Source organism: Pseudoduganella sp. OTU4001, from assembly GCF_038440195.1.
Taxonomy (GTDB): domain Bacteria; phylum Pseudomonadota; class Gammaproteobacteria; order Burkholderiales; family Burkholderiaceae_D; genus Rugamonas.
Genome location: NZ_JASATG010000008.1, coordinates 129097 through 142045, shown reverse-complemented (window position 1 = coordinate 142045; position 12949 = coordinate 129097). Strand labels below are relative to the sequence as shown.

At 63.4% G+C, this 12949-nt stretch carries 19 protein-coding genes; 4 read left to right on the top strand and 15 right to left on the bottom strand.

The window, feature by feature from the left end:
• Window positions 1-78: 78 nt before the first annotated feature.
• The 5 genes from AAHE99_RS10060 to AAHE99_RS10040 form a co-directional block, all read right to left on the bottom strand.
• Window positions 79-669, bottom strand: coding sequence for a flavin reductase family protein (locus AAHE99_RS10060; RefSeq protein WP_342116921.1), 591 nt, complete (start codon window positions 667-669; stop codon window positions 79-81).
• Between the two features lie 16 nt (window positions 670-685).
• Window positions 686-883: a hypothetical protein gene (locus AAHE99_RS10055; RefSeq protein WP_342116920.1), complete on the bottom strand. Its 198-nt coding sequence runs from the start codon at window positions 881-883 to the stop codon at window positions 686-688.
• Between the two features lie 108 nt (window positions 884-991).
• Window positions 992-1903, bottom strand: a complete 912-nt coding sequence (locus tag AAHE99_RS10050; RefSeq protein ID WP_342116919.1) for a methyltransferase domain-containing protein — start codon at window positions 1901-1903, stop codon at window positions 992-994.
• A 95-nt stretch (window positions 1904-1998) separates the two neighbouring features.
• Window positions 1999-2712: an ankyrin repeat domain-containing protein gene (locus AAHE99_RS10045; protein WP_342116918.1), complete on the bottom strand. Its 714-nt coding sequence runs from the start codon at window positions 2710-2712 to the stop codon at window positions 1999-2001.
• Window positions 2712-3491: a TatD family hydrolase gene (locus AAHE99_RS10040; RefSeq protein ID WP_342116917.1), complete on the bottom strand. Its 780-nt coding sequence runs from the start codon at window positions 3489-3491 to the stop codon at window positions 2712-2714. The genes AAHE99_RS10045 and AAHE99_RS10040 overlap by 1 nt, the downstream gene beginning before the upstream one ends.
• A 104-nt stretch (window positions 3492-3595) precedes the next feature.
• Here AAHE99_RS10040 and AAHE99_RS10035 point away from each other — a divergent pair, with 104 nt between their 5' ends.
• Window positions 3596-3823: a hypothetical protein gene (locus tag AAHE99_RS10035; RefSeq protein ID WP_342116916.1), complete on the top strand. Its 228-nt coding sequence runs from the start codon at window positions 3596-3598 to the stop codon at window positions 3821-3823.
• Window positions 3824-3836: 13 nt separating this feature from the next.
• Here the strand turns inward: AAHE99_RS10035 and AAHE99_RS10030 are convergent, their stop codons facing one another.
• From AAHE99_RS10030 to mltG, 5 genes are read right to left on the bottom strand one after another with little or no spacing between them, the layout of a single operon-like run.
• Window positions 3837-4343 carry a GNAT family N-acetyltransferase gene (locus AAHE99_RS10030; protein ID WP_342116914.1) on the bottom strand — a complete coding sequence of 169 codons (507 nt, stop codon included), beginning with the start codon at window positions 4341-4343 and terminating at the stop codon, window positions 3837-3839.
• Between the two features lie 4 nt (window positions 4344-4347).
• On the bottom strand, window positions 4348-4725 hold the full coding sequence (locus AAHE99_RS10025) for a PilZ domain-containing protein (RefSeq protein WP_161026870.1): 378 nt from the start codon (window positions 4723-4725) through the stop codon (window positions 4348-4350).
• Window positions 4726-4738: 13 nt separating this feature from the next.
• Window positions 4739-5758, bottom strand: a complete 1020-nt coding sequence (locus AAHE99_RS10020; protein WP_342116912.1) for a DNA polymerase III subunit delta' — start codon at window positions 5756-5758, stop codon at window positions 4739-4741.
• Window positions 5755-6369 carry a dTMP kinase gene (gene tmk, locus AAHE99_RS10015; protein ID WP_342116911.1) on the bottom strand — a complete coding sequence of 205 codons (615 nt, stop codon included), beginning with the start codon at window positions 6367-6369 and terminating at the stop codon, window positions 5755-5757. Before tmk ends, AAHE99_RS10020 begins: the two co-directional genes overlap by 4 nt.
• Before the next feature lie 3 nt (window positions 6370-6372).
• A complete protein-coding gene (mltG, locus tag AAHE99_RS10010) occupies window positions 6373-7362 on the bottom strand; it encodes an endolytic transglycosylase MltG (RefSeq protein ID WP_342116910.1) in 990 nt (329 codons plus the stop codon).
• 143 nt (window positions 7363-7505) lie between these two features.
• Between mltG and ygfZ the strand changes: the two genes are divergently transcribed.
• The 3 genes from ygfZ to AAHE99_RS09995 are packed head-to-tail and all read left to right on the top strand — an operon-like array spanning window position 7506 to window position 9567.
• Window positions 7506-8513, top strand: a complete 1008-nt coding sequence (gene ygfZ / locus AAHE99_RS10005; protein ID WP_342116908.1) for a CAF17-like 4Fe-4S cluster assembly/insertion protein YgfZ — start codon at window positions 7506-7508, stop codon at window positions 8511-8513.
• A 2-nt stretch (window positions 8514-8515) separates the two neighbouring features.
• The gene (locus AAHE99_RS10000) at window positions 8516-8827 is read left to right on the top strand and encodes a DUF4936 family protein (RefSeq protein ID WP_342116906.1); all 312 of its coding nucleotides are present in this window, start codon (window positions 8516-8518) and stop codon (window positions 8825-8827) included.
• Complete coding sequence (locus AAHE99_RS09995; protein WP_342116905.1) at window positions 8818-9567, top strand: NRDE family protein; 750 nt, start codon at window positions 8818-8820, stop codon at window positions 9565-9567. The genes AAHE99_RS10000 and AAHE99_RS09995 overlap by 10 nt, the downstream gene beginning before the upstream one ends.
• On the opposite strand, the gene AAHE99_RS09990 is transcribed toward AAHE99_RS09995, so the two are convergent.
• Genes AAHE99_RS09990 through AAHE99_RS09970 form a run of 5 tightly spaced genes read right to left on the bottom strand, consistent with a single transcriptional unit; the run spans window position 9564 to window position 12947 of the window.
• Window positions 9564-9818, bottom strand: coding sequence for a hypothetical protein (locus tag AAHE99_RS09990; protein ID WP_342116904.1), 255 nt, complete (start codon window positions 9816-9818; stop codon window positions 9564-9566). The two genes, AAHE99_RS09995 and AAHE99_RS09990, sit on opposite strands and share 4 nt — an antisense overlap.
• Window positions 9819-9827: 9 nt before the next feature.
• The gene (locus tag AAHE99_RS09985; protein ID WP_342116902.1) at window positions 9828-10250 is read right to left on the bottom strand and encodes a GNAT family N-acetyltransferase; all 423 of its coding nucleotides are present in this window, start codon (window positions 10248-10250) and stop codon (window positions 9828-9830) included.
• Between the two features lie 13 nt (window positions 10251-10263).
• Complete coding sequence (locus AAHE99_RS09980) at window positions 10264-11160, bottom strand: SDR family oxidoreductase (protein ID WP_342116901.1); 897 nt, start codon at window positions 11158-11160, stop codon at window positions 10264-10266.
• A complete protein-coding gene (locus tag AAHE99_RS09975; RefSeq protein WP_342116899.1) occupies window positions 11157-12152 on the bottom strand; it encodes an NADP-dependent oxidoreductase in 996 nt (331 codons plus the stop codon). The genes AAHE99_RS09980 and AAHE99_RS09975 overlap by 4 nt, the downstream gene beginning before the upstream one ends.
• 9 nt (window positions 12153-12161) lie before the next feature.
• Complete coding sequence (locus AAHE99_RS09970) at window positions 12162-12947, bottom strand: SDR family oxidoreductase (RefSeq protein ID WP_342116898.1); 786 nt, start codon at window positions 12945-12947, stop codon at window positions 12162-12164.
• Window positions 12948-12949: the final 2 nt, after the last annotated feature.

The following is a 12949-nucleotide window of genomic DNA, read 5'->3' as shown; positions in this document are numbered from 1 at the left end:
CTCCTTGAACGATGCCTTGCGGGCATCATCGATTCTATCAGTAACAGGAAAGCGAAGATTGGGTGGCTCAACAAGAATTCAAGGGAGCGGTTGGGCTTTCACCATGGTACTGGCCCGCGCAAAGTTTCCGGCACCGAGATGGTGCAAGGTGTGCAGGTCGGAATTATCTTCACGGAACGACCAGTGCCCATCAGAAAATACACGCTGGTCCGCTGCCGCCCCCAGGACTTCGGCAAAGCAGGTGTCATAGGCTTGCTCGGTGTGCGGCTCGGGTATCAGCCTGCATTCAAGCCAGGCGACGCAGCCCGCCACCGGCAGCGGCACGCCCGTCAGCGGGGCCGGCACGGACTCGATGCCGAGCCGGTCGAATTTATCGGCGCCACGCCCGCTTGAGGTGCCGACGGCATAGGTAAGGTCGGCCGCCATGGCGCCGGGGATGCACACGGCGAATACGCCGCTGGCCGCAATCAGCTCGCGTGTATAGGTGGACTTGTCGATGACGATGGCAATACGCGGCGGGGTGAATTCCACCGGCATCGACCAGGCGGCAGCCATGATATTGCGCTGCCGTCCGTGGGCTGTGGTGACGAGCACGGTTGGACCGTGGTTGATGAGCCGGCTGGCATGCTTGAGCTCTACCGGCTTGAAGTGAGGGTGCGGACTGGTCATCCGCGCATTCTAGCCCTTATCGCGGGGAACCGCCGAGCACCCGGGCGGGCAGCATGACAATCGCGCGCAGCAGCTCGAACACGGCTTCGACCCCGATGCCAAGCAACCGGAACGGCAGCATCAGCAGCCAGACGAACGGATACAGGACCAGTGCCATCAGCGCCAGAGGCCAGCACAGGAACAGCAGCAGCAACCATAAGATGAAACCGAACATCCCATCACCTCCTATTGAACATGAGGCGACTTTAAAGCGGACGTCCGGCCCGGACAACGCTCATGCGACCAAATGCAGATTCGGGCGACAGATGGCGAAAAATCGGGGTCAAGCGGCGAAGGCTGGCAGAGCCGTATCGACCCTCAGCACGGTGGCACGCATATTGGCCTGCAGCGACTGGATCTGGCCCCCGGCACGGTAAGCGAAGCTGACCTGGACGGTTTCGCCCGCGTGCAGCTGTAGCGGTTCGGCCAGCGGCAGGGTCATATAGTGGTTGAGCCAGTCGATGGTGCTGTTGCGCTCGGGCACTACGGCCAGGATGTTCTTGGTGATGAAACGCAGGGCATTCAGCTGGCCGTCGCGCTCGGCGGTGAACTGGCCTTCCCAACGGTACAGCAGCTCGTTCGGCTGGGTAAAGTCGATCAGGGAATAGACCTGCGGTTGGGACAGTTCGACCGTGCCATTCTGGATCTGGCCGGGTTGCTGGAACTGGACAATGGGGGCGTGGAAGCCGTCAAAATCGTATTCCTGCTGTACCGGCTGGACAGCCATCAGCACCGCCTCCGGCATAAAGGCCGGCAACGGGCCGCCAAAGCGTTCCAGGTAGCGCTGTTTGAAGTGCTCGATCACCTCGACCTGCTTCTCGCGCAGCATGGCGACGTGGATCATTTCGCAGATCACCACATCGACCGGTTCCGGCGGCAGGTATTCAAAGGCGTCGGCGTGGATCACTTCGACCCGTCCGCCGTTCTTGTTGATCGACAGGAATTTGCGCGCTTCCTGCACCATGTCGGGATTGAACTCCACGCAGTAGACCTTGCTCGCCTTCTGCGCAGCGAAGAAGGACAGCACGCCGGTGCCGCCGCCCAGTTCCAGCACCTTCATGCCCGGCTTCACGGCGTAATCGATGGCCGCTTTGAAATTGTGCATGCGGTTGGCATCCATCAGCATGTTGTGGTGGTAATGCACAGGGATGAACTGGCCCAGGTAGCAGCTTTCAATTTCGCGTTCGTTCAGCATGGCGGGGGCGCGGCGGGCGCGGTGGGTTTTAGACAGTTGAATTGTCTCCCCTGCCGGCGGCTGGCATTTGCACGATATGAGAGGGAATTACCGCTTTATTTCTTGCCAAGGTGGCGCTGGATGGCCTCGGTGATCCAGGGTTTCTGCGCGCGGGTGGCGAATTCGGCGGCATCGATGCCCCAGGCGCGGTCCTTCAAGGTGGCGTCGGCGCCTTCCTGCAGCAGGAGTTTGACGGCGTCTTCCATGCCCTCGCGGGCGGCCAGCATCAGGGGCGTCATGCCGGTGGGGGATTCGGCGTCAATGTAGGCGTGGCGTTCCAGCAGGAGCTTCATGATGTCGAGGTCGCCGGCCGCGGCGGCGTAATGCAGGGCGGTCCAGCCGGGACGGTTGATCTGGGCGCCCTTCTCTAACAACGCCAGGACGGCGGGCTTGTTCTTTTGAAAAGCCGCCATCATCAGGGCGGTGTTGCCGTTGGGGGCGGCATGGTCGATCCTCAGACCGGGGTGGGCCAGCAGGAGCTGGGCGACCTTCATGGCGTCGTAGCGCATGGCCTGGATCAGGCCGGTTTCGCCGCGCTCGGGATCGGCAATGTTCGGGTCGAGACCGCGTGCCAGGACAGTGCGCACGGCGCGGTCATCGTCGAGCTGGATGGCGCGGAAGAAGCGGGTGGCGTCATCATCGGCGCTTGACCCGGCACTGGCCGCTGCTGGGCTGCCGGAGGCTGCCAGTGCGAGGGCCAATGCCGCCAGGCGGCGCGTCATGTAGCCTAGCGCCGCGCGGCGGGGATTGGCGGCGCGGCGTGGCTGCATCAGGCTGCAGCCTTGAACAGCTCGAAGAAGTTGGCCGTAGTCTGCTCGGCGACTTGCTCGACCGGGACGCCCTTCAGCTTGGCGATGAATTCCGCCACGTGGGCGACGTAGCCGGGCTCGTTGGTCTTGCCGCGATATGGCACCGGCGCCAGGTAGGGAGAATCGGTCTCGATCAGCATGCGTTCCAGCGGCACTTCCAGCGCCACCGCCTGCAGTTCCTTGGCGCTCTTGAAGGTGACGATGCCGGAGAACGAAATGTAGAAGCCCTGCTCCATCGAGGCGCGCGCCACTTCCAGCGATTCGGTAAAGCAGTGCATGACGCCTGCCACGCCGCCGTTATCGGTGCCGGCACCTTCCTCGCGCATGATGCGGATGGTGTCTTCCGAGGCCGAGCGCGTGTGGATGATCAGCGGCTTGCGCGATTCGCGCGAGGCGCGGATGTGGGTGCGGAAGCGCTCGCGCTGCCATTCGAGGTCGCCTTCCAGGCGGTAGTAGTCGAGGCCGGTTTCGCCGATAGCGACGATTTTCGGGTGCTTGGCCAGTTCGACCAATTGCTCGACGGTCGGCTCCGGCGTGTCCTCATAGTCGGGATGAACGCCGACGGAAGCGAAAATGTGGGGGTATTGCTCGGCCAGGGCCAGTACACGCGGGAAGTCCGGCAGGTCGACCGAGACGCACAGCGCGTGGCTGACTTTGTTGTCCGCCATCTTGGCGAGGATTTCAGGCATCCGGGCGGCCAGCTCCGGGAAGTCGATATGGCAGTGGGAGTCAATAAACATCCCGCCATTTTATCAGGGAACTTTTCGCGCCACGCCCTGTCGAATATCAAAGTCTCCAGAAGGCAGCTCAGCCAAAGTAGCGGAAACTGATCATCGGAGGCGACATGGATATCGAGGAACGTATGGCCAAGGCCGAAACAGATATTGCCGTTTTGAAAGAAATGCAACACGCCCTGATACAGGAAGTGCGCGACCTCCGTAGCGCAATGGAGCGCGGATTCACAGAAGAGCGCGCGGCGCGTGAGCGGCAGTTCCGATGGATGTTTACGACGCTGCTCGCAGTGCTGGCGCTCGTGCTGGGTATAATCGGCCGGCTGGCGGGCATACTGTGACGCCCGGCGCCTATTATGCGACGCGCTTGCCGAGGATGATCAGGTCACGCTCGATGCCATCGAGATTGGCGACGCGCGGCAGCTTGGCCCAGGTCTCGAAACCAAACTTCTCAAACAGCGCCAACGACGGCTTGTTGTGGCCGAAGATGAAGCCGAGCACGGTATGCACGTTCACCTGCGGCGCAAAATCGATCGCTTCCTGCAAGGCATAACGGCCGACGCCTTTGCCGCGCCACGCTTCGTGGATGTAGATCGAGACTTCGGCGGTCCCGGAATACGCCGGGCGGCCATAGAAATTCGAGTAGGAAATCCAGCCGATGATGCCATCCCGGCCCACTTCCTCAATCACCCATAGCGGACGGCGCTCCGGCTGGTGGTCATGGAACCACGGCAGGCGCGACGCCACCGATACCGGCTCGGTATCGGCAGTGACTTCGCGGGAAGCGATGGTGCTGTTGTAGATCTCAACGATGACAGGCAGGTCGTCAAGCGTGGCAATGCGGTGGCGGTACTGCGTCATTGATTCAAAGCGTATGGGTGGCACGGGACGAGCGCAGCGCGGCGCCCAGGATTTCTTCGATGCGCAGGCGGGTGCGGGTGCCGGTCTCGTCGTCCGGGAAGTGCACACCGATGCCCTGCGTCTTGTTGTTGGCCGCGCCGGCAGGCGTGATCCAGACTACCTTGCCGGCGATCGCGTATTTGTTCGGATCGTCCATCAGTGTCAGCAAGAGGTAGATTTCGTCACCAATCTTGTACGGCTTCTGCGTCGGCACGAACATGCCGCCGTGCTTCAGGAAAGGCATATAGGCCGCATACAAGGCCGCCTTTTCCTTGATCGCCAGCGACAGCACCGTGGGCCGGTTCAGCGGCACAGTGTTCGGATCGGTTGGGCTTGCGCTCATTCAGTTCCTTTCTTTAGCTACAGCAAGCGGTGTAGTCAAGAAGCATATCTTCAATAAACAATTTCGGCGACAGTGGATGGTCGGATGTCGCGCGCCTGTCGTTGGCGCCCTTGATCGCTCCCATCAGGCGGCTGATGTTCACCTTGTCGGCCAGTCCGGCCAGCTCGCGCTGGTAACGGGGATAATAACGGATGTTTCCCGCCAGTTTGTACGAAAAAAGATCGTAAAGCCAGCGCTGTTGCCACGATACCAGGGCTGTGAGCGGTACTTTTTGCAGCTTATCTGCAGTTTTCAGTGCGGCTTCCACGCTGGGACGGGCCAGGTACTGCAGGAAAGCGTCGAGTTCTTCGCGGTTGCCCGTTTCGGAAGCAGCCGCGGCGGCCAGCGGCGAACCGCCCTGCTCGCGCAGCCAGCTGTCGGCGTCCGGCACGCCCTGCTCCTTGAGCCAGGCCAGCGCTTCGGCATGGGCCGGCATCGGCATGGCGAACTTGCGGCAACGCGACAGGATGGTCGGCAGCACGCGGTCCAGGCCGTTGGAGGCCAGTAGGAAGACAGTGCCTGGCGGCGGTTCTTCCAGCGTTTTCAGCAAGGCGTTGGAGGCCGGCATATTCAGCGCCTCGGCCGGGTACAGCACCACCACGCGCAGGCCCTGGCGGTGGGTCGAGATGTTCATGAAATCCGACAGCGCGCGGATCTGCTCGATCTTGATTTCTTTGGAAGGGGCTTTCTTGGCGGCCTTCTTGTCTTCGCCCTCCTCGCCTTCGGACGGTTCGTCCTCCATCGATTCCGGGCGCACGCGGCGGTAATCCGGATGGCTCTGCTGCAGGAACCAGCCGCAGCTCGGGCATTCGCCGCAGGCATGGCCGTCCGGGCGCGCGTTTTCGCACAGCAGGGCCTGGGCGAACTGCTCGATAAAGTCGGCCTTGCCGATGCCGTTGGCGCCATGGAACAGGATCGCATGCGGCATGCGCTGGCGCAGTTGCTGCAGCTGCTGCCAGGCGCCCTGCTGCCACGGATAGATGTGTCCGCTCATTCGAGCGCCCCTACGATCTGGGCCAGTTCGGCCTGGATGTCGGCGATGCTGCGGGTGGAATCGATCACGCGGAAACGGTGCGGGGCTTCGGCGGCGCGGCGCAGGTATTCGGTGCGGGTGGCCATGAAGAAGTCGGCTTTCTCGCGCTCAAAGCGGTCCAGGTCGCGGGTAGCGTCCAGGCGGGCGCGCGCCACTTCCAGCGGCACGTCGAACAGGATGGTCAGGTCCGGCTCCAGGCCAGGATGGACCCACTGCGCCAGGGTTTCCAGCTTTTCGCGGCTCAGGCCGCGGCCGCCGCCCTGATAGGCGAAGCTGGCGTCGGTGAAACGGTCGGAAATGACCCAGGCGCCGCGCGCCAGGCCCGGCTCGATCACCTGTGCCACGTGCTCGCGGCGGCTGGCGAACACCAGCAGGGTCTCGGTTTCCACGTGCATGGCCTCGTGCAGCCACAGCTCGCGCAGTTTCTCGCCCAGCGGCGTGCCGCCCGGCTCGCGCGAGCTGACCAGTTCCAGGCCGCGCGCCTTGACCAGTTCGCCCACATAGGCGATGTGGGTGGATTTTCCGGCGCCGTCGATGCCTTCGAAAGTGATGAATTTACCGCGCTTAGTCATTATTTATTGTTTTTGGTACTGGTTGACCGCCCGGTTATGGTCGGTCAGGTTGTCGGAGAACTTACTGGTGCCGTTGCCGCGCGCGACAAAATACAGCGCGCCTGATTTGGCCGGGGCCAGCGCCGCCATCAGCGACTCGACGCCGGGCAGCGAAATCGGGGTCGGCGGCAGGCCGGTCCGCATATAAGTATTGTAGGGAGTATCGGTTTCCAGGTCCTTTTTGCGGATATTGCCGTCAAACTTGGCGCCGATGCCGTAAATCACGGTCGGGTCGGTTTGCAGCATCATACCCAGCTTGAGGCGGTTCACGAAGACGGCGGCAATCATATTGCGCTCGGACTTCTGCCCGGTTTCCTTTTCCACGATGGATGCCATTGTCAGCGCTTCATAGGGCGTCTTGTAAGGCAGGCCGGGAGCACGCTTTTCCCAGGCTTCGCCCAGGCGCTTCATCAGCATGCTGTGGGCCTGGCGGAAGATCGCCAACTCGCTCGAATTCTTGGCAAACAGATAAGTATCGGGGAAGAACAGGCCTTCCGGATCCTTGAAGTCGGGATTGATGCGTTCCATCAGTTCGCGGTCGCTGAGATCGGCGGTATCGTGCTTCAGGCCGGTATGCGCGGCGACTGCCTGGCGCATCTGGCGGAAGGTCCAGCCTTCGATGATGGTCAGCGTTTCCTGGGCATATTCGCCGCGCACCAGCTGGTCGATCAGGCGCAGCGGCGTGGTGCCGGGTTTCAGCTCGTAGGTGCCGGCCTTGAGCTGGCCGCTCTTGCCGGTGGCGCGCGCCAGCAGGTTGAACATCAGCGGCTGGATCGGCACGCCGGCGGCCACCATTTGCTGGCCGGCGGCGCTGGCGCCACTGCCCTTGCTGATGGTGAATTCAATGGCAGGTTCCTCGCCGATGACGGGCTGCCCTGCCCACCAGGCAAATCCGCCCACGGCCCCTGCCGCGGCCAACAAACCCAGTGCGATCGTCGTTCTTATAAAAGCCATTTCCGAATGCCCGTTCGATTACCCTATCTTGAACCAGATTCAGCTGGGACAACAGTCTTTTCCAGCCTTCCGGCGCAAATTTCGCGGGATCACTATAATGAAGCCCGTAATGATAATGCTTCAACGTCAGGATATGGAAATTTATGAATAATTGGAATCAACTTTTAACACAGGAACAAGAAACCTTGACGACCAGCCAGCTGGCCAGCGGTTTCGTCGCCCCGGTCACCGACCAGGGCCTGATCGCCTTCACCGGCGAGGAATCTGCCAGTTTCCTGCATAACCAGTTGACCAATGATGTGGAACACCTGGGCCTGGGCGATGTGCGCCTGGCTGCCTATTGTTCGCCGAAGGGGCGCATGCTGGCGTCTTTCCTGATGTGGCGCAATGAGGAATCGGTCTTCCTGCAGCTGCCGCGGGCGATCCAGCCTGCGGTCCAGAAGCGTCTGCAGATGTTTATCCTGCGTTCCAAGACCAAGCCGGCCGACGTGTCCGACCAGTTCGTGACCCTGGGCCTGGGTGGCGGCGACGCGGAGGCGGTATTGCAGACCTGGTTCGACGTGCTGCCGGCCAAGCCTTTCAGCAAGATCGACCATCCGCTGGGCACCGTACTGCGCGTGGCGGATGCCTTCGGCTCGCCGCGCTACCTGTGGCTGGCCTCCGCCGAAACCGCGAACATGGCCGCTTCCATGCTGAAGGACCGCCTGGTGGTTGGCGGTAACGAGGCCTGGCGCCTGTCCGAAATCCATGCCGGCGTGCCGCAGATTGGTGTAGGCACCCAGGAGCAGTTCGTGCCGCAGATGGTGAATTTCGAGCTGCTGGGCGGCGTGAACTTCAAGAAGGGCTGCTATCCGGGCCAGGAGATCGTGGCCCGTAGCCAATATCTGGGTAAGCTGAAGCGCCGTACCGCGCTGGCCACCATTGCCGACGCGTCGGCGGCGCCGGGCGCGGAAGTGTTTTCGCCTGCCGATCCGGACCAGCCGTGCGGCATGGTGGTCAACACGGCGCGCAACGGGGCCGGCGGCGTTGATGCGCTGGTGGAGATGAAGCTTGAGGCGCTGGAGGCCGGCGACGTGCGCTTTGGCGCGGCTAACGGCCCGGCTTTGCAGTTCAAGCCCCTGCCCTACGTGCTGGATAAGCTCGACGTCTAAGCATGGACCTCTACGTGTACTACAAGGTGCAGGACGCCGATACCGCCGGCCTGCAAGCGGCTGTTATTGCCATGCAGGCCGGACTCGCTGCGGCGCATGGCGTGGCTGGGCAGCTGAAGCGCCGCCCGGCTGCGGCGGATGGCGTGTGGACTTGGATGGAGGTCTATCCGGGCGTCGCGCGCAGCGCCGCGGATCGGCCGGATGCTGCCTTTGCCTCGGTGCTCGACGCTGCGGTGGCCGAGGCTGGGCTTGCGCGGTGGATTTCCGGCCCGCGCCACACCGAGATTTTTGAGGACTTCCCGCCATGTGCCTGATCGTTTTTGCCTGGCAGGTGGTGCCTGGCGTGCCGCTGATTGCGGCCGCCAACCGCGACGAATTCTATGACCGCGCTGCGGCGCCGGCTGCACCCTGGCCGGATGCGCCGCATATCTACGCCGGCCGCGACCTCAAGGCGGGCGGCAGCTGGATGGGCATTACGCGTCCTACCCCGGCGAACGGAGCGGCGCCGTCGCGCTTTGCGGCAATCACCAATGTGCGCAACCCGCAGGAGCACAATCCGCTGGCGCCTTCGCGCGGCCGGCTGGTGGCGGACTTCCTGGCGGGCGCCATGACGGCGCAGGAATACGTGGCGCAGATCGCTTCCGGCGCGGCGCAGTACAACGGCTTCAACCTGGTCCTGTGCGATGGCAAGGAGCTGGTCTGGTTCTCGAATAAAGGCGGTGACGATCCGCGCAACGGCAAGCCGCTGGAACCGGGCATTTACGGCCTCTCCAACGCCCTGCTCGATTCCGCCTGGCCGAAGGTGCTGAAGACCAAGGCGCAATTCGCCAGCCTGCTGTGCCTGGGTGCGCCGGAAGACGCCTATTTCGAGATGCTGTCGGATACCACGCGTGCGCCCGACATGCGGCTGCCGGAAACCGGCGTCCCGCTGGAGCTTGAGCGGCTGCTGTCAGCCGTGAAGATTGAATCGCCGAATTACGGCACGCGCAGCTCCACCGTCGTCAAGCTGTACGCTGACGCACCGGCGGAGCTGAACGAGGTGCAGATCCGTTAAGGCAGCTGCTCGCGCACGCAGGTTGGTTTCTCTTTGCCCTGGCGGGAGCAGGAAATCAGCGTGCGGGTGCCGGTGTCGATGGCGTAGAAGTGGGTAGCGCCATTGGCGCCAACCGGGGCTGCGGCGGCCGCCGGCCACACCATGGCCCCGCCCACCTGGGCATGCGCCACCTGCATCGGGCTGATGGAACCGGCCAGGAAGCCTGCACCAAAGACTGCGCACACACCCAGCGCGACGATCGAACGTTTCATTTTCAACTCCTAGAATTCGTAGCTCATTTCGACGTGGGGAATCCCCGCCTCGTAGAAGACGTCTCCCACCTTGGCGAAGCCATGGGCCAGATAGAACTCGGCAGCGTGGGTCTGGGCACTCAGTACCACGCGCTGGTCCCCGCGCTCGCGCGCCTTTTCCATCAAGCCTTTCAGGATCGCCCCGCCAACGCCGGTGCCGCGCGCATTGCGCAGCACCGCCATGCGGCCGATATGGCCATCCGGCAGCAGGCGGCCGGTGCCAAGCGGCTGGCCGGCGGCGCCATATGCCACAGCGTGCAGGCAGACCGCGTCGCGGTCGTCCATTTCCAGATCGGCAGGTACATGCTGCTCCTGCACGAAGACTTCAAGGCGGATCGGTTTTGCGTCGGCCTGCATTGCGGCCCAGTCGCCAAAGCGGAGTGTCGTCGTCATGCCGCGCATTCTCTCACAACATCGAGCGCAAGGCCTCACGCACTTGCGGCGTTGCCTCGTATGGGTCGGCCGGGTTGACCTGAGCCACCATGTCGCGGGCGCGCTGGGCTACTCCGTCCAGTGCCTGCGGGTGGGTGAAGATATAGAACTTGTTCTCGGCAATCGCGGCAAACGTCATTTCGGCGACGTCGTGCGCGCTGACTTTGCCGGACGTGACAGCCTTGCTCACCATGGTTTGCGCCGCCATCTGGCTGGCCGTCGGCTTGCCTTCCATCGGCGCGTCTTCCGGGCGGTTGCGGTGCGATTGGTGGATGCCGGTCGGGACGAAGTACGGACACAGCACGGAAGCGCTGATCGGCGCCTGCACCAGGGCCAGGTCGTGGTACAGGCTTTCAGTCAGCGACACCACCGCATGTTTCGACACGTTGTAGACCCCCATCACTGGCGGGCAAAGCACGCCGGCCATGGACGCGGTGTTGACGATATGGCCTTCATAGCCCTGCTCGCGCTTGGCGCATTCAAGCATCAGCCGGGTGAAAATGCGCACGCCGTGGGCGACGCCGGTCACGTTGACGCCCATCACCCAGTCCCAGTCGGCTTCCGTGGCTTCCCACAGCAGCCCGCCGAAACCGACGCCGGCGTTATTGAAGACCAGGTGCACGGCGCCGAATTCGCGCATGGCGGCATCGGCCAGGGCTTGCACTTCGGCCGAATGGCGCACGTCGCAGCGCTGGCCGATGACCTGGGCGCCTGCGCTGCGCAACTCCGCCACAGTGGCGTCCAGCGCGTCCTGCTGGACGTCCGCCAGCACCATCTTCATGCCGAGCGAGTGGGCTTTCAGCGCGAATTCGCGGCCGAAGCCGCTCGCGCCACCGGTAATCACTGCAACCTTGCCTGCGAAGTTTTTCATATGAGTTTGACGAGTTGCTTGCCGAAGTTGCGGCCCTGTAGCAGGCCGATTAAGGCTTCTGGCGCGGACGCCAGGCCCTGGGAAATCGATTCACGGTATTTCAGCTTGCCGGCGGAGACCAGCCGGCCCATCTCGGACAGGCCCTGCGGCCACATTTCCATATGTTCGGTAACGATGAAGCCGCGCAGGGTGATGCGGTTCAACAGCAGCTTCTTGGCATTCCTGATCGGGATCTCGGCGCCGGTATAGCCAGCCAGCAGGCCGCACAGGGCGACCCGGGCGAAGGCGTTGGTGCGGCCCAGTGCGGTGTCGAACACCTCGCCGCCAACGTTCTCGAAGATGGCGTCAATGCCGTCCGGCGTGGCCGCCGCGAGATCGGCCTTCAGGTTGCCGGCCTTGTAATCGACGCAGGCGTCGAAGTCAAGCTCGCGCACCACGTAATCGCATTTCTCCTTGCCGCCTGCGATGCCGACCGCGCGGCAGCCGGCCAGCTTGGCCAGTTGGCCGACGGCGCTGCCGACCGCACCGCTGGCGGCGGTAACGACAACGGTCTCCCCCAGGCGTGGGCGCAGGATTTCATGCATGCCGTACCAGGCGGTCATCCCGGGCATGCCGATCACGCCCAGGTGGGCCGACAGCGATGCCAGGGCCGGATCGACCTTGCGCAGTCCCGCACCGTCCGACACGCCCATCTCGGCCCAGCCGAACATGCCGGCCACGAATTCGCCAACCGCATAGCCGGGGTGGCGCGACGCCACCACTTCGCCGACGGTGCCGCCGATCATGGTCTGGTCCAGCGGCTGCGGCGCGGCGTAGCTCTTGGCGTCGCTCATGCGGCCGCGCATATACGGGTCGAGCGACAGGTAATGGTTGCGCACCAGCAGCTGGCCTTCCGCCAGCGCCGGCACTTCAACTTCTTCAAGCCGGAAATTCTCCGGCACGACGACACCGCGCGGGCGCGAGGCCAGCACGATGCGGTGGTACTTGGTCATGCAAACTCCTTAAACTGCCGACACGCCGCCATCTACGGCCAGGGTCTGGCCGGTGATATGGCGGCCCGCCTCGGTCGCGAACAGCGCGACGGCGCCTTTCAGGTCATCGTCGCCGCCCAGGCGGTTCAGCGGTGCGGCTGCGGCCAGTTTGTCCGCGCCGATTGCCTTGATCACGCCGGCGCTGATTTTCGACGGGAAGAATCCCGGCGCCAGCGCATTGACGTTGATCCCGTATTCGCCCCATTCGCCCGCCAGGGTGCGGGTAAAGTTGATCAGGGCGGCTTTGGACGTATTGTAAGCGACGGTCTTCATGGTGCCCGGCGCATTGCCCGCCATGCCGGCGATGGAGGCGATGTTGATGATGCGGCCGGAGCGGCGCGGGATCATGGAGCGCTTGCCCACCGCCTGCGACAGCAGGAAGATGCTGCGCACGTTCAGGTTCATGACCTTGTCCCAGGCTTCCAGCGGATATTCTTCGGCCGGTGCGCCCCAGGTGGCGCCCGCGTTGTTGACCAGGATATCGATATGGCCGCCCAGTGCGTCCAGCGCAGCATCGACCAGTGGATCGATGGCGTCTTCCTTGCCCAGATCGGCGGCAATGGCAACCGCCTCGACACCCTGCTCCTTCAGCAAGGCCACCGCTTCGTCCAGGTCGGCCTGCTTGCGCGAGGTCACCACCACTTTGGCGCCGAGCTCGCCCAGGGCCAGCGCCATTTGCAGGCCCAGGCCGCGCGAGCCGCCGGTGACGAGGGCGGTTTTGCCTTTCAGGTTGAAGAGTTCGAGGGTACTGGTCATTG

Bases quoted from the DNA above. Each gene is read 5' to 3' on its own strand.
- AAHE99_RS10030 (WP_342116914.1), bottom strand. From the start codon at position 4,343: ATGACGCAGTACCGCCACCGCATTGCCACGCTTGACGACCTGCCTGTC.
- AAHE99_RS10055 (WP_342116920.1), bottom strand. From the start codon at position 883: ATGTTCGGTTTCATCTTATGGTTGCTGCTGCTGTTCCTGTGCTGGCCT.
- mltG (WP_342116910.1), bottom strand. From the start codon at position 7,362: ATGGCTTTTATAAGAACGACGATCGCACTGGGTTTGTTGGCCGCGGCA.
- AAHE99_RS10050 (WP_342116919.1), bottom strand. From the start codon at position 1,903: ATGCTGAACGAACGCGAAATTGAAAGCTGCTACCTGGGCCAGTTCATC.
- AAHE99_RS10020 (WP_342116912.1), bottom strand. From the start codon at position 5,758: ATGAGCGGACACATCTATCCGTGGCAGCAGGGCGCCTGGCAGCAGCTG.
- AAHE99_RS10045 (WP_342116918.1), bottom strand. From the start codon at position 2,712: ATGCAGCCACGCCGCGCCGCCAATCCCCGCCGCGCGGCGCTAGGCTAC.
- AAHE99_RS09975 (WP_342116899.1), bottom strand. From the start codon at position 12,152: ATGACCAAGTACCACCGCATCGTGCTGGCCTCGCGCCCGCGCGGTGTC.
- AAHE99_RS09980 (WP_342116901.1), bottom strand. From the start codon at position 11,160: ATGAAAAACTTCGCAGGCAAGGTTGCAGTGATTACCGGTGGCGCGAGC.
- AAHE99_RS09990 (WP_342116904.1), bottom strand. From the start codon at position 9,818: ATGAAACGTTCGATCGTCGCGCTGGGTGTGTGCGCAGTCTTTGGTGCA.
- AAHE99_RS09970 (WP_342116898.1), bottom strand. From the start codon at position 12,947: ATGACCAGTACCCTCGAACTCTTCAACCTGAAAGGCAAAACCGCCCTC.
- AAHE99_RS09985 (WP_342116902.1), bottom strand. From the start codon at position 10,250: ATGACGACGACACTCCGCTTTGGCGACTGGGCCGCAATGCAGGCCGAC.
- ygfZ (WP_342116908.1), top strand. From the start codon at position 7,506: ATGAATAATTGGAATCAACTTTTAACACAGGAACAAGAAACCTTGACG.
- tmk (WP_342116911.1), bottom strand. From the start codon at position 6,369: ATGACTAAGCGCGGTAAATTCATCACTTTCGAAGGCATCGACGGCGCC.
- AAHE99_RS09995 (WP_342116905.1), top strand. From the start codon at position 8,818: ATGTGCCTGATCGTTTTTGCCTGGCAGGTGGTGCCTGGCGTGCCGCTG.
- AAHE99_RS10035 (WP_342116916.1), top strand. From the start codon at position 3,596: ATGGATATCGAGGAACGTATGGCCAAGGCCGAAACAGATATTGCCGTT.
- AAHE99_RS10025 (WP_161026870.1), bottom strand. From the start codon at position 4,725: ATGAGCGCAAGCCCAACCGATCCGAACACTGTGCCGCTGAACCGGCCC.
- AAHE99_RS10060 (WP_342116921.1), bottom strand. From the start codon at position 669: ATGACCAGTCCGCACCCTCACTTCAAGCCGGTAGAGCTCAAGCATGCC.
- AAHE99_RS10000 (WP_342116906.1), top strand. From the start codon at position 8,516: ATGGACCTCTACGTGTACTACAAGGTGCAGGACGCCGATACCGCCGGC.
- AAHE99_RS10040 (WP_342116917.1), bottom strand. From the start codon at position 3,491: ATGTTTATTGACTCCCACTGCCATATCGACTTCCCGGAGCTGGCCGCC.